Source organism: Paenibacillus sp. FSL H7-0326 (assembly GCF_001955535.1).
GTDB classification, from domain to species: Bacteria; Bacillota; Bacilli; order Paenibacillales; family Paenibacillaceae; genus Paenibacillus; species Paenibacillus shunpengii.
In genome coordinates this window covers 1-20,917 of sequence record NZ_MPVN01000014.1, presented here as the reverse complement: position 1 = coordinate 20,917, position 20,917 = coordinate 1, and the positions used below count along the sequence as shown (strand labels likewise).

The following is a 20,917-nucleotide window of genomic DNA, read 5'->3' as shown; positions in this document are numbered from 1 at the left end:
TACCTGTCATAGAATGTCTAGCGCGGCGAAAAGGTAAAGGATCGAGGGAAATAAGATCCTAGAATTACTGATTTACATATTTGCCCATATACTTTGCGGGTGGTGTCAGCTTCGCTGGTACTACCCCTATAAAGTGATTCCTTCCGTGGTATTTTCTGATCCAGAAATTGCTTCGGTCGGCCTAAGCGAGCACGAAGCTAAAGAACAAGGTTTTGATGTGTTGACGGGTAAGTTTCCACTAGCTGCAAACGCACGTGCTTTATCTTTGACCTCAGCTGAAGGGTTTGTAAAGTTAATAGGGGATAAGAAGACAGGTCTTGTGTTAGGTGGACAAATTGTAGGGACCAATGCATCAGATCTAATCCCGGAGATTGCATTAGCCATTGAACTGGGTTCAACCTTAGAAGACATTGCGCTTACCATACATGCTCACCCAACACTTGGTGAACTGACTGCAGAAGCAGCTGAAGTTGCTCTTGGACATCCTATTCATATTTAGTTTGCAGCGCATTGGCTTTTTGACAACCATCTGTAACTGAAATATGATAATACTCAAATGAGTATGAGATTGAGGTGTTACACATGTCAACTGAGGATACCTGCGATATATTTTGTTACGACGAAGATAAAGTGAGACGTGTAAAAGCAAAGTTGAGTAATCATGATTTTCAAAATATGTCCCAAATTTTCAAGGTCATTGCCGACCCTACACGGTTAAAAGTCTCTTATGCCTTATGCGATGAGGATGAGTTGTGCGTTTGTGATGTGGCCAATATTATTGGTTCTACAATGGCGACAGCATCCCATCATTTACGACTGCTTAGAAATATGGGGATTGCGAAATACCGCAAAGAAGGAAAACTTGTGTTTTACTCACTAGAAGATATGCAGTTAAAGCAGCTGATAAAACTAGCTGTAGACCATCAGTCAGAAAGTATTCAGTTTTGAGCCTATATCATCCAAAGAGGACCAGTTCTGTTCAAATGAATCTGTAAATTTAGTGATTTCTTAATTTACACATAGAAACGGGTAGATTTAGAGTGCAGACCATCTTCCCGTTTTTTTGTTCATTTCCTTGTCGAGTCCTAAAATCCAGTGGTAAATATACATATTATGTTCAGTTCAGTAAGTTGACAACCAATTGTAACAACCAGTAATCTTTAGCTTGTAATATACTTCTGTAGGTGTATATGACTCACCGAATCAACTTAATAACTATTAATTACGATTATTGATGGCTTCTCAGTGTAGAAAGGAAGTTAACTATGGGCCCAGAGAACTTGACTCTATGGATAGCATTTGTAGCAGGATTTTTGTCTTTTATATCTCCTTGCTGTCTTCCGCTCTATCCATCCTATATATCTTACATTACCGGAATTTCTGTTAAGGAGTTAAAGGATGGTAAGGGGATCATGCAAAAGAAGGCTTTTGCTCATACTATATGCTTTATGCTAGGATTCTCTGTCATTTTTTTCGCATTAGGTTTATCAGCCAGTTTAGTAGGAGATTTGTTCTCGAATAATCGCGAATTGATTCAAAAATTAGGTGGATTATTAGTGATTGTAATGGGATTAATCATGCTAGGAGTTATTCAATTACAGATTTTAATGAAAGATAGGAAGTTTCAATTTAAGCATAAACCATCAGGATATCTTGGATCGATATTAGTTGGATTATCATTCTCTGCAGGATGGACACCGTGTATCGGACCCATTCTTTCAGCCGTTTTAGCTATGGGAGTTACAAATCCTGAGAAGGCAGTGGGTTACATAAGTGCATATACATTAGGGTTTGGGATTCCGTTTCTCATTATGGCTTTTTTTATTGGCAGATTAAAATGGATCTCAAAATATTCTTCACTAATGATGAAAATTGGCGGGGCGATGATGGTTCTTACCGGAATATTGCTTTACACAGATCAAATGACCAAAATCACCATATGGTTAATCGGGCTATACGGCGGGTTTACAGGTTTTTGATGTAGTCAAGATATAGAGTTAAGGCGGTGATAAACATATAAAACGGCAAGTAAGCAAGCATCTTAAAAAAGCAACTAAACGAATAAATAGCTGAGGTGAAACATGAATAATAAGAAGAAATCATCAAAAAATCTAGTTATTTTCGCCATCATTTTTGTGGGCCTGGTGACTGATTAGCAGCCGATTCAGTTTCTACTACGTCAATAAATTAACGAATAGGAACAGTTATATCTTCAGATAGCTTATAGACCAATAAATGTAAAACTGCCCTTCATTATTTTCAATAACGATCCTTGCTTCCCTAAATAATCTCCTTACAAAATTCATAGAATACACTCTCCATATTCATTAAAGATCATTGACTGATTGTTTGATTATTGCTGAAGGCTGTCTTCAAAACATCATAGTCTCTTATAATCTTGTAAAAAGTGTTTTTTTTCAGCTCTAGCTTCTTCATAAATTCTATAGCGGATAACTCATTACTTTTCCAGCGCGGATACTCCGCATCCAGGATGCCCTTTTGCCCAGCGGCGGAACTGAGGGATAATAGTGTTGTACTAGAGTTAAAGAAATGGAACCTGGAGATGCAACCGAAAAGGAACTATTACTTACAATGTGATGTCCTGGCTTTAAATCGTAGAAACTATAAGACATCAATGTGCCAAACGGCGCTATAATTGGAGAATCTCCGAACAATCCTTGATTGCTACGAGTATTTAATGGGTCAGGGATATGTCTAATAGCTGTACTTTCTTTTTGTAGTTCATATTCTGTTGCTGGTTGAGAGTCTGAGAAACCTGAAATTTCAAATGTTTGTGTTTCTCCTTGGCTAACAGCGTTTCCTTCACCCAACTGATCTGCACTTGCAGATAAGGCAGGGGTCAGTAATGCTCTGACAATGCAAGAGGTAATACCTTTTTAAATAGATTCATAACCAATTCCTCCTTTTTATTTTACTAGACTTTCTTCTAGAAAATAGTCACTCATAATATAAAACACTGAATGGTGTCAGCGACGCTGGTACTGCCCCAAAATGCAGGTGGTCTTTCGTCTTTTAGGTGAGCTAATGTGTAGCATTTCGTCTCGATTTCGTCCTTGATGTTATAAGCCAAATATGGATCGGAATTGATACTAAGGAGTAAACGATAAATGCTAAATTGAATATTGTCTTATGCTCAAAAGTTTGTGCTTGGATATAGTTGCAGGATAGATACATAAGTATTGCGGATACGAAAACGTATTTGTTGTATTCCTCTTTGCTCGTGCTGATCCGCAGGATTACCGCATGAAGCCACGCTACAAAAGACAAGATGGCTATAGTAAATACTGTTGCCATATCTTCACGCTCCCTTCTAGTAATATTATACCCATTATGTGAGAGATTCAGTCCTGTACACATATTATCGGCTTCAGATCCGCGGCCATGATAGTTTCTGTGTACATTTTATCAGCTGCAGAAAGTACCAGGACAAAAATACGTACACATCAAACCTAAAAAAGTGAAGCAAACAGGTGTTTAATCCCCCGGTTCATCGGCCCTAAATCCCAAGCGACCCCGGAAAAATCACCCGGGTTCCATTGGGATTCTTAACGGGCCTAGCAGGGAAGCTAAAGACTCTGGGGCAATGCTCATACATCATGGGGATTGCTCCGCTCCGTTTCACTCCACTCCACAAACCCCATCATGTACTACGAAGCAAAGGGAACCATGAATCCATTACGCTCCGCTCCATTCCTTCATCGTTCTTAAACCTATTCGGGTAGACCTTTCGAAGATAAAACCTTGTGGGCAAGATCGAAGAAGTAAAGACAAGGCCCGTTCGCACGTATCCTGCGTGCAGCCTTACCATATTCCGTTTTTCAAAGAGATCATTCACATACCGTAGCCATCTAGTCGCATGGGATCATATAGAACCTCTCCGGGCAAGGCGAAAAAATTTTTTTGAGAAGTACACTCAAAATAATTTTTGTCGTCCCTTCGGGCAGCCTTGCCCTGCGAGAACCTATATGATCTTAAATCTGCGACGGCTACGGTATACGAATGATTTTACTCTTTGAAAACTTCATAAGGTAAGGCAAGACAGCAAGCAAGAAACTGCTCACAAACCTTAAAGGATTCCGCTCATCGCCGCTAGGGCTAGACAGGCAAACGGTTCCGAATGAGGGTTAGGGCCAAAAAAGTCAACTCTAAATAAGCAATTTTGAAAGGAGGTGATGGCGAAATGAGCGTTGAGGCGTTGCGTAATCAAATTGAAGAGTTGCGTAAAGAACTCGTTGATTTAGCGGAACGGATGGGTTTAACGGCGATGGAAGTTGTGGAGAAATCGCAAAAGTTGGACAAAGTGCTGAATGAGTATGATCGACAAGTTCAAAGACAGACAAAAGGCCCGTTTGTTTAGCAGAACAAACGAGCCGGGGCGAAGATTTGAGACCCCTTCGCCCCTCCATTATAACACATAAGGGAGAGGTTAACATGAGTGAAAAAATCTATGAAATGATTACAAATCGTATGATAGAGCTTTTGGAAAAAGGGGTTGTACCTTGGCGCAGACCGTGGAAGGTTGGCGGTGCTGTAAACTGGAAAACTCAGAAGCCATACCGCGGCATTAATACCCTGCTACTTGAACCCGGCGAATACGCAAGCTTCAAACAAATTAACGAAGCTGGCGGGAAAGTCAAAAAAGGGGAAAAATCAGAAATTGTCGTGTTTTGGACATGGCTAGAGAAAGAAGATAAAGACGGGGAACCCGTGAAAATCCCGTTCCTCCGATACTATAGAGTTTTTGAGATCAACAGACAGTGTGAGGGGCTACAGAGTAAAAGGAATGATCAAACATTCGACCACGATCCTATAGAAGCAGCAGAGCGGATTTGTGAAGGGTACAAGGATGCTCCGCCTGTCCGGTTTGCTTCCGGGCGTGCGTTCTATCGTCCAGCTGATGATATTGTGAGCGTGCCGCCTATCTGTGATTACAGAAAGCCAGAAGAATACTACAGCACGTTATTCCACGAGCATGTACACAGTACAGGCCACGAAAGCCGCCTAAATCGTTCAGGGATTACCGAGCTTGCAGCCTTTGGGGATGAGAGTTACAGAAAAGAGGAATTGGTGGCAGAGATCGGGGCGGCAATGCTTTGCGGTGTAGCTGGTATTGATAACAGCACCATAGAGAACAGCGCGGCCTATGTGGGCAGTTGGTTGCGAAAGCTTAAAGATGATAAGAAGTTAGTTGTACAGGCCGCAGGACAGGCACAGAAGGCCGCAGATCATATTTTAGGGGTAACCTTCCAAGAGGCAGCTGCCGAGTAACCAGAGCGTCCCCCATCCAACCGGGTCCATTCCCGGTTGGATGGGGGAAGTTCATTATTTTGTTGTACACAAAACTGAAACCTGGATCTCGCCTGAAGGTGAATTTTTGTACTCAAAATATCAGCTGCCGGCTTGAACGTTTCCGGAATTCTGTGTACGGATTTTGCTTTAAAAAAAGTGGCCATTGAAAGGAGTGTGTACAATGTACACTCAAAGGAAAAAACAAGCGATTCCCATGTATACCAATGGCAAGTTGAGAAATGGTAGACTATACGTAAGAACCCGATCGGGGAATTGGATTCATTTGCGATTGCTTTTACTTGATAAAGAATAAATACAGGCACATAGGAACGGTGGGAGGTTTTATGAAGGAGTTTAATGAAATTGAATTGTGTCTTGATGATCTAACAAGTGAATTTTTAAAGAGAACAAGGAAAATCGGTGATCCGTTAAAGGCAGCGACCATTTATCAGGAAACAGTGGACGAGCTAAGTACAAAGCTTATTCAGATCGTTCCAGCAAAGGCATTATTCATGTTTGCCAACCAATACATTGATTCTGTAAAGACTCAGCAGCATGACAATGAAAGCGATGCAGCCAGAGCAAAGGCTAAAGTTGAAATTCTGGAAAGAGCGTTAAAAGTGAAGTCAGTGGAATACTTGCGTGAGGTTGTACCCATTAACAGGAATATAGCGCAGCACGCTTTGTTTTCTGCTAATCCGAAGAACATACCGAATCAGCCCACAACGACTGTACACGGTGTGCGTTCTGTCCATATTAAGAACAATACGGGCGAGGTACTAACTACTTATGAGGCCCGTGTAATGGGCGCTATACAGTCTCTATGGTTCAAGCAGAACATAGACGGGAAACCATATGTTGAGCTGAAATACGCTGATATATTGAATGAATTAGGGCTAACGGATGGATCGGCAAACTATAAGCGCATCCAGGAAGCCTTAATGAGGCTTATGAAAATAGAAGTGACCTTAACACAGTATCAACGCTCTAAGGATTCAGAATATGAAGAGATCGCCTTTACTCGCTTAATAGATCAAATTATATTCAGACGCAAGGTAGGAACGACCAACCACTTTCAATATAAGTTTCAAATTAAGCTGCCTGAATGGTTAGTTGAAGCTAATCGGGTCGGGAATTTGTTTGACATTTCCCTTATTCTTATGAATGACTTGAAATCGTATTTAGCACAAGGGCTATACTGGTTAGTATCATCTTATCCCGAGGAATCTACAGTTACGTTTGAACTTCAAACGCTGGCTGGTCATTTTCACTTTATAGATGATAACGAGCCGATCATGCAAGTCTATAAAATTGTTGAGCGAATCAAGAGCGCATGTATCGAACTGCAAGCAGTAGGCTTTATAGAGCGCTTCGAGTTTAAAGGAAAGAAACAAGGGTTGCATGATCGCTATTTGACGGTTACAAAAAACCCGGTTTTCCTAAATACATTATCTCAATCGAGAGAGTTAATTCCAGAACAATTAGAGTTTTTCCCTGACCCCTCATAGATAGGGGTCTTTTTCTATGCTGAAAACATCCGTTTGACTACGGAGAATGAGGTAAAACATCCGTTTAACTACGGAAAAGCATCAAAAAAAAGGCAAAAATCATGAATTTACTTACAAAATCGTTCCAGTTCTCCGAAACATCCGTTTGACTACGGAAAATCTATTCAAAACATCCGTTTGACTACGGAAAACACTAAAAAAACATCCATCTGACTACGGAAAATGAATACTGTCGCAATTTGCCAAAATTTAAATCTATGACGTATGATATTAATAGGTTCAAAGTTTCCAAAAAAAGACCTTAAAAATAGCAAAAGCCCACACACCAACACTGCAAAATGTCTCCGTCGCCAAACTAAGCCATTTTGTAGCGTCTCAAGAGTATGAGCCTTTACTAAATTATGGGGCAATTATACTATATCCCTTAATTTAAAGTAAAGTAAGGACTCTCTCTTTCCTGATGCCGTTTTTAGGTGTGCTTCGGAAATTGAGAGTTTTTTTGTTTATTCCTATACATAGCATGGGGCTAATTTTATAAATCAAATATCGGCGTTCGCACCCACTTTTTTTAAAAAATGGACATGCGAGGGCTTAGTTTCTTATTGCCTTTTTTAAGAACTAAGCAGAATGCCACCCAAAACGACGATAAAAAAATGGTCTAAGCGATCACACATCGGGTTTGTCGTCCCGATCTCCCCGGAAGCGGCCTGCGGCGAAAAAGTCCGAACCTGAAACGGTGTAGGCAGCGCGACGTCCTGTAATTAACTGCTTGGGGATGATTAAGCCAACTAAATGGCCTTGTTTATTCGCGCCTGATTGCGCCCCTGCAATCGCTCCAGAGTGGCGATGTGACTCCATCGACCATATTCCCGTCCGTGTACGCCGCAAGGCGTAGGCTGGCTGTCAGAGCTCCGCATAATAGCATATGCGGCCACGTGGTAAAGCACGACCTGGGCACGTTGATGACAGTAAAAGCGAAGCGACCGACGGCGGCTCCGTTACGCCTAAAGTTGACCCTAGCCTAGCCCTTCTTATATGCCGATTTCGGCTATAAGGGGGGCGTGTGCTCGCTTCCTTAGGCTCACCACCCGCCTATCACAACCCCAAGTGCCTGTCAACTGCTAATTTGCGAGTACACAAATGCAGGGGCGGGCGTGGGGAGGATGATTTTAATCAATAAGGCGAGCGTAGCTCGGCTACCTTTTATAACGGGTGTGGATATCTCTAGGAGAGAAGCTGACTTTTCCACAGGTTTTAATAAAAGTATGGTAGAAGTACGTATAATGTTGTTGGCCCACTGTTTATGATTTTTCACTATATGAAATATTCATAACAGAGAGTGGAGGAATGACCCAATATCACACCTGTTGCCGCACCTGCGGCACAACAACATTACTTCTACTAGCTTGTAGACTGGAGCTATTTTTGAAATAATCACTTATGTGTACGTTTATGTTTACGTATACGTAAGTGCATGTTATAATAAACTCAATTAAATGGTATGGGAGGCTATATTTATGGCAAAGGTTATCTCATTTGGAATACAAAAAGGTGGTTCAAGCAAGACGACTACTTCCGGGATTGTTTCTTATATTCTTAGCCAAGAGTACGGTAAAAAAGTTCTTGCAGTTGATCTGGATTCTCAAGGAAATTTAACCGAATTATTGACGCAGCAAGATATTTACAACTTTCATGAGAGAACCGTTTTCGAGGCACTAAAGGAAAAAGATGCTCGTAAGTATGTACATAACGTAACTGAGGGACTAGACATTCTAACGGCAGAAGATCACTTAGCGCGTTTTCCTTCATGGCTATATGAATCTTATCGAGGAAATAGATCGTTGGTGCTAAAGGAAACACTTGAGAACGTGCAGAGTGAGTATGATTACATTATTATTGATACGCCGCCTGCTTTAGGCGATCAGACGATTAATGCACTGGCTGCATCAGATGCAGTCGTTGCCATGTTTGAAGCAAGTAAATTTTGCTACTCAGCAATTGGCCGTTTTTTGGAAACATGCATTCATGTTCAGGAGCTGGTCAATAAGGATATGAAAATTGCAGGTATTCTTCGATCGCTCATAGATGCAAGGAGAACCGATAATAAGGCGCTTATAGAGTTAATAGAAGAAGAATACGGGGAGCTATGCTTTGAAACTATAATGACCCGTACAGCTGCTATAGGGCGTTTATCTATCAATGGTTTTCAAGATAACCCTGAATTAAATCAAGGATTGAAACTCTACAGAGAATTCGTAAAGGAGCTGATTCAACGTGTCTAAGATGGATGAATTGAAAAGCAAAATTAGAAGCACATCGGGCAGCAGCGTTCATCCAGAACTTATAGATTCTTCTACAGAAGTTCCAACGACTCCTAAGCCTAAAAAGAAGAAGTTTGAAGAACTACACAAAAGGGATACCGTTTGGATAGAGAATGAATTGAAAAAAAGACTGGATAGAGAGAGCGTCGAAAATGGTCGAGGTGAAAAAACAAGGATCATTAACGAAGCATTAAGGCGTTATTTCTCTACTAACAACTAATTATGGTGTGGTAAACGTATACATAAACGTATACATAAACGTATACGTTTATGTATTTTCGTATTCATTTAGAATCAAAATAAAAAAAGAGGCTATTACATAAGCATATGACAACTTATGAAGTAGCCCCCCTTTTTACATATATACTTCTTATTGGGGTACCACCAACATTTTGACATAAAACCCACGCTAAGACATTTTTTGGAATATAAAAGACGATTATCTCTATGTTAAGAGAAGAATCGTCTTTTATAAAAGCTTTCTTTAACTGAAGACGTACATTAAGGCTTCCTAAAAAGGTGATCAACCTGCACAACAAGATAATTTTGATACATCTTTATCAAACGTAAGAGCAGTTAGCTTCAATCCTTCTGCCATTGTTAAATATGGAGCCATGGTTTCTCGGAGATCCTCCACGGTTAAACCGAATTTGACAGTCAGTGTCGCTGCATAAATTACGTCTCCTGCATTTTCTGCTACCACATGAGCCCCTAACACTTTCATTGTCTTCGCGTCCGCCACCAGTTTAAACACGCCTGTTGTTTCCCGATTAACCAAGGCTCTTGGAACGGCTTCTAAAGGCAAGACGGATGTTTTCACTTCATAGCCTTTTTCTTTTGCCTGTTGCTCCGTTAAACCAACCGTTGCAATAGCTGGAGCTGTAAACGTAACCCCTGGAACCACTTCTAAATTCAGCTTTTTGTTTAGTCCCCCAATAGCATTTCCTGCAGCAACTCCACCTTGATAAGCTGCCACATACACAAATTGAGGACCAAGCGTGACATCTCCTGCTGCATAGATGCGTGAATTCGTTGTTTTTGAATAAACATCGATTACGATTTCACCATTTGGGCCTACTTCAACGCCTGCTTTCTGTAAATTTAAGGTTGCCGTGTTTGGTGTTCTTCCTGTGGCAACCAGTAATTGATCTGCCTCAATGATTCGCTTTTTGCCGTTGACCTCAACATGGACCTTTTTAATGTCTCCATCTTCTTCGATTCGTTCAAAGGATGCTCCCGTCACTAAGTTGACCCCTTGATCTATCAATGCTTGCGTGATTGCTTCTGAAACTTCAGGATCGTATTCCTTTAACAGACGCGGGCTTCTTTGCATCAATGTGACTTCTGAGCCTAGGTTATGGAAGAGTTGTCCTAATTCCATGCCGATATAGCCAGAACCTATGACCGTAAGACGCTTAGGCACCTTCTTTAATTCAAGCAGCGTTGTGCTTGTTAAATAATCGGCCTCATCCAGTCCAGGAATGTTTGGCACTGCTGGTGAAGCACCTGTCGCGATTAAGAATCGTTTTGCTGATAACTGCATGCCATTGACTTCAATTGTTTTTTCATCCACGAATTTCGCTTCGCCTTTGATTAATTCAAAGCCGTAGTCATCAATCAAATCCACATATTTTGAGTTTCGAAGGTCGGTCACCAGTTCATTTTTCTGCTTGATCAATGGTGCCAAATCAACGTCGCCAGCTGACGTGTGCAATCCGATGAATGGGTTATTTTTTGCCAGATGATTGATTTCGCCAGCCCGCAGCAAAGTCTTTGAAGGAACACAGCCGATGTTCACGCATGTTCCACCAACTGTACCACGTTCAATGATTGCCACTTTTGCTCCATACTTCACGGCTTCGATGGCAGATGAAAAGGCAGCCCCACCAGAACCGATGATGATGTAGTCATAATCACCTTCATCACCTAACTGCATCATTTCTTGCGATTGTATTTCTTCTGTTTTTCCTGGTTGATATTTCGCTTCAGCAATCGCTTTTTTCGCTGTTTCAACCTCAAAGCCATTTGGTAGCTCAAATACAGCTTCTCCACGGTGGAAATCTACTTCAATCCCTCTTGCACCCATGTTTTCAAGAGCAACAGTTACATGCTCTTCACAACCCGTACAAGTCATTCCTTGAACGTTTACTCGAAATTTTTTCATGTTAAATCCCTCCTTTACTCGACTCCAAGCCCGAAATCCAAAACTGCCGTCTTAATTGCCTGTAAATCCGTTTTCTTATCATCAAAGGAAACTGTTACTTCGCCCATGCTTCCATTGACTTTAATGGCTGTTTTGCTAATGCCATCTACCTGTTTCAGAACCCTTTCTACAACAGATGGCGGGCAACAATCCATCCCCAAGACCGTGAATGTCCCTGTTTTAGTTGTTTCAATGGTAGCTTTTGCTTCCTGCTTAGCATCTTTAGTATTTTGTGCTTCTTTTTCGTTACTACACGCACTAACCACCAGCAAAAGAGATAATACCATCATAATCCTGATTATTTGTACACTCATATAAAGCACCTCATTTTTTATAGTCCACCTTCTACTAGAAATAAAAAAAGAAACATGCCGAAAACAAAAAACGTCGTAATCCATAAGCCAATGACAGAACTTTTTCTTTTTTCCTTTCTCCCGTAAACCATATAAAAGGAGTAAGCAAGAAGGATGATGGTAGCAATGCTGAACATTAACCGATATTTCAGTGAGTAAAAGGCTAATGCTCCTGCAAACCCAGTTAATCCAAGAGGAATGAAAATTAATGGACCCAGGCAACATGCAGCCATAACAAAAGCCGAAAATACAGTGGCTACTTGCGACACTTTTTCCTTCATGATTTAAACCTCTCCATACTGCAACAATCATGTGTTGTTGTGTCTTTCTTTGTTTCGTTTTTTGTTTCTGGATCAAGTTTTCTCCATCCCTTGAAAAGAGCAAAAACAAATAACAGAGTCATAATAATGAAAATAACATTTTTAAATTCCATGAAGTATGAACCCAGTATCGTTCCTGCAAAAAACGGAAGCAGTAAAAACAGATGGCACGGGCATGTAATTAGGGCGATAATAAACCAACCTGAACTTTTTATTGTGTTTTTCAACCTGTTTCACCTCTTTATTTCTTCATTAATGTTTCAATAATGGGACACTCGTAAATGTCTTTGTTTTCGGGACATCTTTCTTTAAGATCCATCAGCATTTTCTCAATTCTTTTGAGATCTTCAATTTTACGCTGGATGTCCTCTATCTTAAAAACAGTGAAATCATACATATCACGGCACTTTGCTTCATCGCGATCGACGACCCCTAGCAACTTGTCAATTTCATTTAAGGTAAAGCCTAGTTCCTGCATCCTTTTTATGAAATTCAATCGATCGACCGTTTGTTGTGAATACATTCGATATCCTTTTTCGGTACGATCAGGCTCTGGAATTAAGCCTAAACGTTCATAATATCTAATGGTCTCTTTGTTAACGTTACACTTCTTTGCGATTTCTCCAACTCGAAAATCCAATTTACTTCACCTCATATATAATATAAACCCTGTACGATAGTACAGGGTCAAGGATAGTGTTATTTTAACTTTAATTAATTTAAGACTTTCTTAGTTTTATAAGAAAGATAACATAAGAAATGTTTATAAACCATTTCCCTATAACGAACGTTTTAGGGAATTTTTTTGCACGCTTATATTTACATAGTTTTGAACTGTTTACCGTTCCCTAAACTATTCCCTTTAACTTTTTCCCTAAAATTGACGGTACATCCGTATTAGGGAATAATTAATTTCAGGAGGGGAATAGAATGGGGAAAATTTTTGGATATGCCCGAGATGTCCGATAACGTTGATGAACTAGAGGGTGTCAGTATAGATAAGGGAAAATTTCGCATTGACCGTCTCGAAAAGGATACTCCAGAAGAAGCCAAGACGTTTAGTTCATCCCTATACAGCATGTTGCCACGGATAAAACTAACGGATCTGCTAATGGAAGTTGCAAGTTGGACAGGTTTTGATGAACAATTTATTCATGCTTCTTCAAGCCGTCCTCCCAAAGGAGAGGAAAAGTCGATCTTATTGGCCACGCTAATGGCGATGGGGACAAATATTGGCTTAACAAAGATGGCAGATGCTACACCCGGAATTACCTATCACCAAATGGCTCATGCTTCTCAGTGGCGTCTTTATGATGATGCGATGAATAAAGCTCAGGCAACACTTGTGAATTTCCATCATCAGCTTGCTTTATCTTCATATTGGGGAGATGGAAGTACTTCCTCTTCAGATGGTATGAGAGTACAAGTTGGCGTGTCTTCTCTACATGCAGAATCAAATCCTCATTATGGTTCTGGTAAAGGAGCTACGATTTATCGCTTTACAAGTGATCAGTTTTCTTCTTACTACACAAAAGTCATTAATACCAACGCTCGTGACGCAGTTCATGTGATAGATGGGTTGCTGCATCATGAATCTGAATTGAATATTGAAGAACATTATACAGACACGGCTGGTTATACCGATCAAGTTTTTGGACTGAGCCATCTACTTGGTTTTCGTTTTGCACCTCGCCTTCGAGATCTGTCTGATACTCGACTATATGTAATAGATAAACCTGGTGAGTTTCCAACAATAGAAAAATTACTACGAGGGCGTATTAATACAAAGGTTATTCTAGAAAACTATGATGATGTTTTACGTCTAGCCCACTCCATTCGGGAAGGGAAAGTTTCTGGTTCACTTATTATGGGAAAGTTGGGGTCCTATTCAAGGCAAAATCGTTTGGCTACAGCACTCCGTGAAATGGGTAGGATTGAAAAAACAATCTTCATATTAGACTATATTTCAAATGAAGCAATACGTCGTCGAATTCAACGAGGGTTAAACAAAGGGGAGGCTATGAATGCCTTAGCACGAGCCTTATTTTTTGGAAAACGAGGTGAACTCAGGGAAAGAGCGTTACAAGACCAGCTTCAACGTACAAGTGCATTAAATATCATCATTAATGCTATCACTGTATGGAATACAGTTTATCTCACAGAAGCAACAAAAGTTCTAAGTGAAAAAGGGATACTACGAGAGCAAATGATAAAACATATTTCACCATTAGGATGGGAACACATTAATTTCTTAGGAGAGTATACTTTTGACATAAAAAAAATGACAGGACTCAACTCTTTAAGACCATTAGATCGATACACTCCTGAGCCGGTACCCTTAGAGTAAAGGATATCGGTTTTTTATATGGTAAAAAATGTCTTAACGTGGGTTTTATGTCAAAATGTTGGTGGTACCCCTTATTGATCTGTAGTATTTACGGATTCACCATATAGAGTTTGAATTACATCATTTTTCAGCACTTCATATTGACTATTTTCGGCTAATAATGACATTTCAGCTTTATCGGAATTATCAAGGCTGAATTTCCCCTGTTCCAGTGAGCTGATCCAGTAACCTTGTTTTTTCTCATTCCACACTAGAAAAACAACATATTTCAACCCAGGTTCCATTTTTGTGTACTCTTCGTAATTGAACCTAGTAGGTCCTTCTTCACCCTCAGCTATATAAGTTGGTTCGAGCACATTAATTGATTCACCAATTTCATTACCGCTCTTATTTTCAAAAACTTTATTTACTTGAACCTCAGTACGAGTATGTCCTGTAGTAAATCCATTCTCGTCGGTTATGACATTCTCTGAATTATCAGTTGCCACTACTTCTGCGACTACTTGCGACAGAGAAAGGGCATCTTGGTAATTTTCAAATATGGCATGATCAGCAGAAATTGTCTCTTCTTTGATTTCATTAGGAACGACTTGGTTTTTAGTTACAGGTGCAACATTTTGTTTAGATCCCTGAGTTACTGTAGCAGTAACTTGTTTGGAGCCTTCAATATGATCTATATAGGCATACCCTCCGACTCCAATAAACAACGCTGTAGCAGCAGTTATCAGAACTACTTTTTTATTCATTCTTACCACCCCCATTTTGTTCTTACATGTGCCAAGTCAGTAGATGTAGGTGACGTCAAGGCAATTTTACCGGATTTCATCCAATGGTCTCCTGAATGTGCTGGCGCATTCTCAAAGTGATTTAAACCCAATACATGACCAATTTCGTGACCTGACGTTTTATAACGATGGGAGGATTCGAATTTAGCATCGCTCTGGTTCCCAGCATCTAAAATGATCCTCGCTTGTTGAAATGATGATCCATCCGTGACAGCTCCTGCTCCAACTTGTTGACCACTCAAATTCCAGTATGATGCTTCACCATAAGTGTTTGCCGGTAGATCATGATTACCAATGAAGATTTTAATACTTGCATTAGTTGATGATGTAATTTTTGTAAATCCTATACCACTGGAAGACTCATCCCATTTTGCTGCACCATTATCAATAGAGCCGGTAAAACCGTATGAAGCTACTGAAGCATCTAACCAATAAGTAAGACTGCTTGCCCCTCCAGAGATTGACCCTTTTTTAATATGGGATGTACCGGTATCAGCAAATGCAAGAGAGGATGATAACAAAAGTAAGGAACATGCTACAGTTAACACTTTGACAGTACTTTTAATTTTTCTCACAGTATTCCTCCTTATGGAATATAATTTCATTACAATATATATGACGTCTAGTTGGCTGGTTTTGTTTCTACTTTCTTATATTTTTATTAATATATTCCATTTATCTGTTGCGTCTGAGTGATCTTTAGAACGAAATATTTTGGATTGGTCATCATATATAAACATATACGTTTACGTAAACGTGTACGCAAACGTATATGTTTATATTATGTGTTCTGCTGAGAGAATGAATGGTAAAATCATGAAACCATTACGTACACGTAAACATATACGTATACGTATATGTAGGTGTAAACGTTTATGTGTACGTATGTGTATGTTTGATCCCTTGAAGAATAATTAGGGAATGATAGGTGGGGTGATTACGGTATAGGCGAGATATTCGTTTACGTTTATGTAACTTGTAAAACAAGGCTTTGGTGACTATGTAATTAGACGTAGATAAATGTTATAATTAGGAAACGTTTAGAAAGGAGGGCAAGAATGCAGGAATTTATTATAATCGTGCTGGTCGCCAGCTTTCTTTATCCTATGAAAAATCTAATTGGGCTTTTAACACGTTTAGGCTTGTTTGGAATGATGGCCTACACTCTGTTTTCAGCCTCTATTCCAAATTGGGGAGATAAATTTTTTGCATTGATTATATTGTCCTTGCCTATTTTCTTAAACATGTTGTTTAAATTTCTAAAATTGAAGATAATAAAGGCATAAACCGTCCTGTCAAATGGGACGGTTTTTTCAACACATAACAAAAGTTATGTATGGAAAATTCATCAGAAAACCTTGTTTTTCAATACATAACTGTGGTAAAATGAATATATAAATTCAACACATAACTTTTTTGAAAAGGCGGCGATTACTGATGAGTCGAATTTCCACGAATGAATTGAAAGAAGCTTTGAAGAAAGCGACACATTCAGCTCGTGAAGAGGCTAGGAAAAACGGTGTACCAGCTGTCTATGAAGAGAATGGGGAAATGGTGAAGGAGTACCCAGATGGTAAGAAAACAAAAGTCGTTTTCACGGCAGAAGGACGAAAAGAAGTAGCCTATCATGAATAAACCTGTCATGACTGTTTTCGCTGGTACAAATGGAGCTGGTAAAAGTACACTGACTAAACAGTTAGTCGGTCGGATCGGAGAGGTAATCGACCCGGACGCCATTGCTAAAAGTATTAATCCTGACAATCCTGAAAGTGTCTCACCAGCAGCTGGTAGGGAAACTTTAAACCGTGTTAAAGAGTGTATCCGTTCAGGGAGAAGCTTTTCCATTGAGACAACTCTTTCAGGAAAAACGGCTATTCGTCAAATGGAACAAGCAAAAGCATCCGGGTTTGAGGTTGATTTGTATTATGTGGGGTTGAAGAATGTTGAATACCATATAAGCCGTGTTGAAATGCGTGTTGCTCAAGGAGGACATTTCATACCGGAGGAAGACATTAGACGACGCTATGATCGGTCACTCAAAAATTTGGCTATTGCTTCGAAAATTGCTGATCGGACATACGTGTTTGACAATACTTCGGAGTTCACGCAATTACTCGAAATCAATGAGAGAGGACGAGTACATTATCTCGTGGATAAGCTGCCTGAATGGGCGAGACATTCGTTTGACTTACTTAGCAGATAAGTTGAACCGGCTTAGACCTCTAAAAGACAACCGTGAGGAACGGAAACCTAGAAGCAAGGATGAACTGGAGAGATAAGTTGCGGCCCCTTATCGTTTTTTTATGACCCTAAATGATACATAATAGACCCATTAGGAGGTGTGTTAATGGCTAGAACAACTTCTAAGGATGCAAGACCGAGGGTGGATTGTAGTAGTGGAGTCAAAGCATCATTACGTACAGTACGGGATGCGTTGAAGTGCAAGACTGATTCCGAAACACTCGCTTATTTATTGGCCCTATATGATGATTCTTATGAAAAGATAACGCTTGTGAAGGATAAACAGTATCGTGAAAAGGCAGAAATAATTGATCGGCAACAATCAATCTAATTCTGTACACAAAAAACAATCCTAGTGAGCTGATTCAGATCTATTTTTGTACACAAAAAGAATCGAACCGGCGAGATCCGGAATGATTTCTTGAGTACAACTCTGTCCATGTAACTAACGGATCAAAACAACTTTATAAGGAGGGTGTGTACGTGTCGAGATCAACGATACAGGTTCCAGATGAATTGAAAGTGGAGATAGAGAACTTGAAAGATGAGCTTAAAGCAAAGACAACGTATGGCGTGATTGAAAGCTTAATTCAAATCCATAAAGATTTTCTGAATTATAAGCATGAGATAAAAATGGAGAAAGCACGTTTGGAGAAAGAGACTTTAGAAATCGGTCAGGATCACAAGAGGAAATTTGTCGCACTCAAGCAAGAACTTAATCTAAACGAGAATTCTTCTGCGCTTGAATTTCTCTTACATCATTACACGACATCAAACAGACTTGATAAGTCAACATTTGAGCTGTATCGGTCTTTAAATTGATGCAGAATCATTTCAGGAGGGGAAATGCGTAAAGCTGATGCAGAGGACATGGCGTTAGTTAAAGCATACTTGGAATTGCCAGTCTTACTTGATGTTTTAGAGCTGAACATCAAAAAAATGAAGGAAGCTGACTTCAAGCTTCTTCACATATTTGAATTGCAGCTAAAGAGTATACAAGACGAAATTATAAAGCAGCAGCGTTCTGTTAGGCAGAGAATGAAGCAAAAGGGAATTAAAATAATTGACGAGAAAAGAACGCCTCATTCCCTCGATTGTGAGTTTCTTTGCAGAGGGTATGTAGACTCCATTTCGATGCTTTGGGGCAAGGTGAAGGCTGACGCAGAGATTATGCTTGCAGATCATTTGGGCGTAGATATTAATCGGATTGATAGAGATTGAATAATGCTGTTAATGCAAGAGAAAACGGAGGTGTACGGTATGTACTTTGTAAACGATGCCCATCAAAACAACTATTATAAGCTTGTTGAATTTTATCATTCGGTAAATGATCCAGAATATAAGTCATTATGTTATATTCTTGCATTACCCGAAATTTACAACCGGACTAATGGGAAGTTTGGTGACGAAGGCCCCATGGAGTGGATGTACAAATTTCAAACTAGGGAAGTTGAAGAAGAAGACTATTTCACAAAAGAGAAGCGAGTCATTATTGAGCGGATTTACGAGAAGGACGAAAATGGAAACGAAGTTGAAACAGATGCATATTCGACTTTATCTAGCGGATATCGAAAATTGATACTTTTGGGAGCCAATCTGTTCAACAGTAGCTATGATGATTTTAACCTTTGCAGTGCTTTAGGAACTTGGGACAATGAATTGATCAAAGTTTATCAGCAAGCAGTTTTAGTACGGTTAGATCGTGAAGTTAATTGAAATTAGGACGTGAATGCGATGACTAACCTCATACAAGAATTTGAAGCATGGCTTTTCGAAGATGGAGCGAGTAAAAATACTGTAGATCGCTATGTTACCGTAGCAAAAATTTTCATCGAGTGGCACAACCGGATAATGAAAAGCGAGACGTTTGATCCCGTAAATGTGTCAGGCCGGGATTTGAATGCATGGAAAAAGTATTTGCTTGAGGAAGCGACTTACCAGCGAGGAAACGAAGAATCAAAACGCTATTCGGTCAGTTCAGTAAATAATTTTGTGAAATCAATTCGCTCTTTCTTTCGGTTTCTTAATGAAAACGAACTTATCAAAAGTAATCCAGCATTGAAAGTAAAAACGCAAAAAATAGCTGCTGATTTCGACCAAGACCCAAGGTGGTTGGAGCGCTTTGAACGTAATAAACTGCTCAGGGTTGTCGATGATAAAAATTTAGAGCAAAAGAACCGTTGGAAGTTTACACGTAATCGAGCGATTGTCTATGTACAGTTGTATGCTGGACTTCGGGTAAGTGAAGTTACTGACCTGGAACCGGAAGATATTTCATTTGAAACGGGATATTTGTTTGTTCGTGATGGTAAAGGAGGAAAAGCCAGACGTATTGAAATGAACAAAGATTTACGTTTGGCACTAACAGAATGGTTGGCTGAGCGCGGCGATCCAGACACTAAAAAATTATTCACTTCATCAAGAGGCGGCACTAACCTTACTAAACAAGGCATTGAATACTTATATCGAACATTAAGCGAAAAGACAGGCATAAATGACTTAACTACTCATGTTCCTCGTCATACACTCGCACATGATCTTATAGAGACTGGTTATTCTCTTCAAAGGGTGGCTGATATCTTGGGTCATACGAATCTGAATTACACTCGCGTTTATACAAAGTCGAGTAGTCAGGAACGCAGGGAAGCCTTAGAAAGTCTTTCCTCAATTGAATGAAAGGGGATTTGATTTATGGAGACAGGAAGTGTGAAGGCAATAGCTTTGGCTTATCAAACGGCAACACTTACTTATCCTAGTTTCGAAATTATGGAATTGCTAAAACCGCTACCTTTTGAACGAGTATTGGAATTATTACTCATTATGAGGCAGTCACCGCGGCCTGTTAAATCACCATTGAATTTTCTTCGAAGAGCTATTCAAGAAGGTTGGAATCCAGAAACAATGCCCGAAAAAGTTGATCGGCACATAGAGTATGTGGAAGAAAATCATTATGTTCGTCAGGGTTATACGATTGATCAAGCTCGGGAAAAAGTCCAAAAGAATAGGCGATAGCTCATAGGATAGGAGAGTGCATGGAATGGATATGAAAGATCAAATGAAAACGGAAAAAGAACAATCTGGACAACCTATCAAAAGAGGCATGAAGTTGGGAAACGTTTGGTTTGCTTCTAAGGAACACGGAGAAAACTTCATTCAACTTATAGAGAGATTTAATGCTTACAAAAACCCGGAATATGCGGCTGCTTGTTACGTTGTTTCTCACCCAGAAATTTATTACAGAGTTAATTGGAGTGAGTCTGATGGGCCAATAGGATGGTACTGGGGCGAGTGGATCGGAGAGGATGATAACGACGAAAATGGTTATCACTCTGAATCTGAAATCGTCGGGCAACTTTCCAGTGCATATCGTGGTCTAATTCAATCAACAGTCGAATTGTATACTGGGGTAGTACCAGCGAAGCTGACACCACCCGCAAAGTAGATGTTATTAAATGGGAAATTTGTTGATGACCTCGTTGTACTCCTGCTGTGCATCAGTGATTGCCAGTTTTGAATAGACTTCCAACGA

Annotated in this window: 25 protein-coding genes and 2 pseudogenes; 19 read left to right on the top strand and 8 right to left on the bottom strand. The window is 39.9% G+C overall.

All coding sequences use genetic code 11. The features are described 5' to 3' along the window. Positions 1–127: 127 nt before the first annotated feature. The 3 genes and pseudogenes from BK126_RS28395 to BK126_RS28385 form a co-directional block, all read left to right on the top strand. Positions 128–499: pseudogene (locus BK126_RS28395) on the top strand (dihydrolipoyl dehydrogenase); the annotation flags it as partial. Between the two features lie 83 nt (positions 500–582). Then, positions 583–948: an ArsR/SmtB family transcription factor gene (locus BK126_RS28390; RefSeq protein WP_076315782.1), complete on the top strand. Its 366-nt coding sequence runs from the start codon at positions 583–585 to the stop codon at positions 946–948. A 317-nt stretch (positions 949–1,265) separates the two neighbouring features. After that, on the top strand, positions 1,266–1,979 hold the full coding sequence (locus tag BK126_RS28385; protein ID WP_076315781.1) for a cytochrome c biogenesis CcdA family protein: 714 nt from the start codon (positions 1,266–1,268) through the stop codon (positions 1,977–1,979). Between the two features lie 462 nt (positions 1,980–2,441). Here the strand turns inward: BK126_RS28385 and BK126_RS29235 are convergent, their stop codons facing one another. Next, positions 2,442–2,831, bottom strand: a complete 390-nt coding sequence (locus BK126_RS29235; RefSeq protein WP_143757814.1) for a hypothetical protein — start codon at positions 2,829–2,831, stop codon at positions 2,442–2,444. A gap of 1,370 nt (positions 2,832–4,201) precedes the next feature. On the opposite strand from BK126_RS29235, the gene BK126_RS28375 reads away from it, so the two are divergent. The 5 genes from BK126_RS28375 (at position 4,202) to BK126_RS28355 (ending at position 9,359) form a co-directional block, all read left to right on the top strand. Next, positions 4,202–4,378 carry an aspartyl-phosphate phosphatase Spo0E family protein gene (locus BK126_RS28375; RefSeq protein WP_076315779.1) on the top strand — a complete coding sequence of 59 codons (177 nt, stop codon included), beginning with the start codon at positions 4,202–4,204 and terminating at the stop codon, positions 4,376–4,378. A 74-nt stretch (positions 4,379–4,452) separates the two neighbouring features. After that, positions 4,453–5,289, top strand: coding sequence for an ArdC family protein (locus BK126_RS28370; protein ID WP_076315778.1), 837 nt, complete (start codon positions 4,453–4,455; stop codon positions 5,287–5,289). 365 nt (positions 5,290–5,654) lie between these two features. Next, positions 5,655–6,818 carry a replication initiator protein A gene (locus BK126_RS28365; RefSeq protein WP_076315777.1) on the top strand — a complete coding sequence of 388 codons (1,164 nt, stop codon included), beginning with the start codon at positions 5,655–5,657 and terminating at the stop codon, positions 6,816–6,818. A gap of 1,517 nt (positions 6,819–8,335) precedes the next feature. Then, a complete protein-coding gene (locus tag BK126_RS28360; protein ID WP_076315776.1) occupies positions 8,336–9,100 on the top strand; it encodes a ParA family protein in 765 nt (254 codons plus the stop codon). A gap of 1 nt (position 9,101) precedes the next feature. Then, entirely contained in the window at positions 9,102–9,359 is a 258-nt protein-coding gene (locus BK126_RS28355; protein ID WP_256703087.1) for a hypothetical protein, read from the top strand. A 303-nt stretch (positions 9,360–9,662) separates the two neighbouring features. Here the strand turns inward: BK126_RS28355 and merA are convergent, their stop codons facing one another. The 5 genes from merA to merR1 are packed head-to-tail and all read right to left on the bottom strand — an operon-like array spanning position 9,663 to position 12,655. Next, the gene (merA, locus tag BK126_RS28350) at positions 9,663–11,303 is read right to left on the bottom strand and encodes a mercury(II) reductase (protein WP_076315774.1); all 1,641 of its coding nucleotides are present in this window, start codon (positions 11,301–11,303) and stop codon (positions 9,663–9,665) included. A 14-nt stretch (positions 11,304–11,317) separates the two neighbouring features. Continuing rightward, positions 11,318–11,656: a mercury resistance system substrate-binding protein MerP gene (merP, locus tag BK126_RS28345; protein WP_076315773.1), complete on the bottom strand. Its 339-nt coding sequence runs from the start codon at positions 11,654–11,656 to the stop codon at positions 11,318–11,320. A 17-nt stretch (positions 11,657–11,673) separates the two neighbouring features. Next, complete coding sequence (gene merT, locus BK126_RS28340; protein WP_076315772.1) at positions 11,674–11,976, bottom strand: mercuric transport protein MerT; 303 nt, start codon at positions 11,974–11,976, stop codon at positions 11,674–11,676. Continuing rightward, entirely contained in the window at positions 11,973–12,242 is a 270-nt protein-coding gene (locus tag BK126_RS28335; RefSeq protein WP_076315771.1) for a hypothetical protein, read from the bottom strand. The genes merT and BK126_RS28335 overlap by 4 nt, the downstream gene beginning before the upstream one ends. A gap of 14 nt (positions 12,243–12,256) precedes the next feature. Then, positions 12,257–12,655, bottom strand: a complete 399-nt coding sequence (merR1, locus tag BK126_RS28330; protein WP_076315770.1) for a mercury resistance transcriptional regulator MerR1 — start codon at positions 12,653–12,655, stop codon at positions 12,257–12,259. Positions 12,656–12,973: 318 nt separating this feature from the next. On the opposite strand from merR1, the pseudogene BK126_RS28325 reads away from it, so the two are divergent. After that, positions 12,974–14,362: pseudogene (locus tag BK126_RS28325) on the top strand (Tn3 family transposase); the annotation flags it as partial. A gap of 71 nt (positions 14,363–14,433) precedes the next feature. Here the strand turns inward: BK126_RS28325 and BK126_RS28320 are convergent. Then, positions 14,434–15,108 carry a hypothetical protein gene (locus BK126_RS28320; protein WP_076315769.1) on the bottom strand — a complete coding sequence of 225 codons (675 nt, stop codon included), beginning with the start codon at positions 15,106–15,108 and terminating at the stop codon, positions 14,434–14,436. 2 nt (positions 15,109–15,110) lie between these two features. Further along, positions 15,111–15,722, bottom strand: a complete 612-nt coding sequence (locus BK126_RS28315) for a zinc metalloprotease (protein WP_076315768.1) — start codon at positions 15,720–15,722, stop codon at positions 15,111–15,113. Positions 15,723–16,205: 483 nt separating this feature from the next. On the opposite strand from BK126_RS28315, the gene BK126_RS28310 reads away from it, so the two are divergent. The 10 genes from BK126_RS28310 (at position 16,206) to BK126_RS28265 (ending at position 20,830) form a co-directional block, all read left to right on the top strand. Next, positions 16,206–16,433 (top strand): hypothetical protein, encoded by a 228-nt coding sequence (locus BK126_RS28310; RefSeq protein WP_076315767.1) that lies wholly within the window; start codon positions 16,206–16,208, stop codon positions 16,431–16,433. Between the two features lie 151 nt (positions 16,434–16,584). Next, positions 16,585–16,782, top strand: a complete 198-nt coding sequence (locus BK126_RS28305; RefSeq protein ID WP_076315766.1) for a hypothetical protein — start codon at positions 16,585–16,587, stop codon at positions 16,780–16,782. Next, positions 16,775–17,350: an ATPase gene (locus BK126_RS28300; protein WP_076315765.1), complete on the top strand. Its 576-nt coding sequence runs from the start codon at positions 16,775–16,777 to the stop codon at positions 17,348–17,350. Before BK126_RS28305 ends, BK126_RS28300 begins: the two co-directional genes overlap by 8 nt. Before the next feature lie 144 nt (positions 17,351–17,494). Then, on the top strand, positions 17,495–17,719 hold the full coding sequence (locus tag BK126_RS28295) for a hypothetical protein (RefSeq protein WP_076315764.1): 225 nt from the start codon (positions 17,495–17,497) through the stop codon (positions 17,717–17,719). A 152-nt stretch (positions 17,720–17,871) separates the two neighbouring features. After that, positions 17,872–18,210 (top strand): hypothetical protein, encoded by a 339-nt coding sequence (locus BK126_RS28290; protein WP_076315763.1) that lies wholly within the window; start codon positions 17,872–17,874, stop codon positions 18,208–18,210. Positions 18,211–18,234: 24 nt separating this feature from the next. Then, positions 18,235–18,609 carry a YhjD family protein gene (locus BK126_RS28285; protein WP_076315762.1) on the top strand — a complete coding sequence of 125 codons (375 nt, stop codon included), beginning with the start codon at positions 18,235–18,237 and terminating at the stop codon, positions 18,607–18,609. A gap of 39 nt (positions 18,610–18,648) precedes the next feature. Then, complete coding sequence (locus BK126_RS28280; RefSeq protein ID WP_256703086.1) at positions 18,649–19,104, top strand: DUF2538 family protein; 456 nt, start codon at positions 18,649–18,651, stop codon at positions 19,102–19,104. 18 nt (positions 19,105–19,122) lie between these two features. Then, the gene (locus BK126_RS28275) at positions 19,123–20,064 is read left to right on the top strand and encodes a tyrosine-type recombinase/integrase (RefSeq protein WP_076315760.1); all 942 of its coding nucleotides are present in this window, start codon (positions 19,123–19,125) and stop codon (positions 20,062–20,064) included. Positions 20,065–20,079: 15 nt separating this feature from the next. After that, positions 20,080–20,400, top strand: coding sequence for a hypothetical protein (locus tag BK126_RS28270; protein ID WP_076315759.1), 321 nt, complete (start codon positions 20,080–20,082; stop codon positions 20,398–20,400). Between the two features lie 25 nt (positions 20,401–20,425). Further along, the gene (locus BK126_RS28265) at positions 20,426–20,830 is read left to right on the top strand and encodes a DUF2538 family protein (RefSeq protein WP_076315758.1); all 405 of its coding nucleotides are present in this window, start codon (positions 20,426–20,428) and stop codon (positions 20,828–20,830) included. Positions 20,831–20,917: the final 87 nt, after the last annotated feature.

Coding starts and splice junctions, on each gene's coding strand:
- BK126_RS28390 (WP_076315782.1), top strand. CDS start 583: ATGTCAACTGAGGATACCTGCGATATATTTTGTTACGACGAAGATAAA.
- BK126_RS28385 (WP_076315781.1), top strand. CDS start 1,266: ATGGGCCCAGAGAACTTGACTCTATGGATAGCATTTGTAGCAGGATTT.
- BK126_RS28375 (WP_076315779.1), top strand. CDS start 4,202: ATGAGCGTTGAGGCGTTGCGTAATCAAATTGAAGAGTTGCGTAAAGAA.
- BK126_RS28370 (WP_076315778.1), top strand. CDS start 4,453: ATGAGTGAAAAAATCTATGAAATGATTACAAATCGTATGATAGAGCTT.
- BK126_RS28365 (WP_076315777.1), top strand. CDS start 5,655: ATGAAGGAGTTTAATGAAATTGAATTGTGTCTTGATGATCTAACAAGT.
- BK126_RS28360 (WP_076315776.1), top strand. CDS start 8,336: ATGGCAAAGGTTATCTCATTTGGAATACAAAAAGGTGGTTCAAGCAAG.
- BK126_RS28355 (WP_256703087.1), top strand. CDS start 9,102: ATGGATGAATTGAAAAGCAAAATTAGAAGCACATCGGGCAGCAGCGTT.
- merA (WP_076315774.1), bottom strand. CDS start 11,303: ATGAAAAAATTTCGAGTAAACGTTCAAGGAATGACTTGTACGGGTTGT.
- merP (WP_076315773.1), bottom strand. CDS start 11,656: ATGAGTGTACAAATAATCAGGATTATGATGGTATTATCTCTTTTGCTG.
- merT (WP_076315772.1), bottom strand. CDS start 11,976: ATGAAGGAAAAAGTGTCGCAAGTAGCCACTGTATTTTCGGCTTTTGTT.
- BK126_RS28320 (WP_076315769.1), bottom strand. CDS start 15,108: ATGAATAAAAAAGTAGTTCTGATAACTGCTGCTACAGCGTTGTTTATT.
- BK126_RS28310 (WP_076315767.1), top strand. CDS start 16,206: ATGCAGGAATTTATTATAATCGTGCTGGTCGCCAGCTTTCTTTATCCT.
- BK126_RS28305 (WP_076315766.1), top strand. CDS start 16,585: ATGAGTCGAATTTCCACGAATGAATTGAAAGAAGCTTTGAAGAAAGCG.
- BK126_RS28300 (WP_076315765.1), top strand. CDS start 16,775: ATGAATAAACCTGTCATGACTGTTTTCGCTGGTACAAATGGAGCTGGT.
- BK126_RS28295 (WP_076315764.1), top strand. CDS start 17,495: ATGGCTAGAACAACTTCTAAGGATGCAAGACCGAGGGTGGATTGTAGT.
- BK126_RS28285 (WP_076315762.1), top strand. CDS start 18,235: ATGCGTAAAGCTGATGCAGAGGACATGGCGTTAGTTAAAGCATACTTG.
- BK126_RS28280 (WP_256703086.1), top strand. CDS start 18,649: ATGTACTTTGTAAACGATGCCCATCAAAACAACTATTATAAGCTTGTT.
- BK126_RS28275 (WP_076315760.1), top strand. CDS start 19,123: ATGACTAACCTCATACAAGAATTTGAAGCATGGCTTTTCGAAGATGGA.
- BK126_RS28270 (WP_076315759.1), top strand. CDS start 20,080: ATGGAGACAGGAAGTGTGAAGGCAATAGCTTTGGCTTATCAAACGGCA.
- BK126_RS28265 (WP_076315758.1), top strand. CDS start 20,426: ATGGATATGAAAGATCAAATGAAAACGGAAAAAGAACAATCTGGACAA.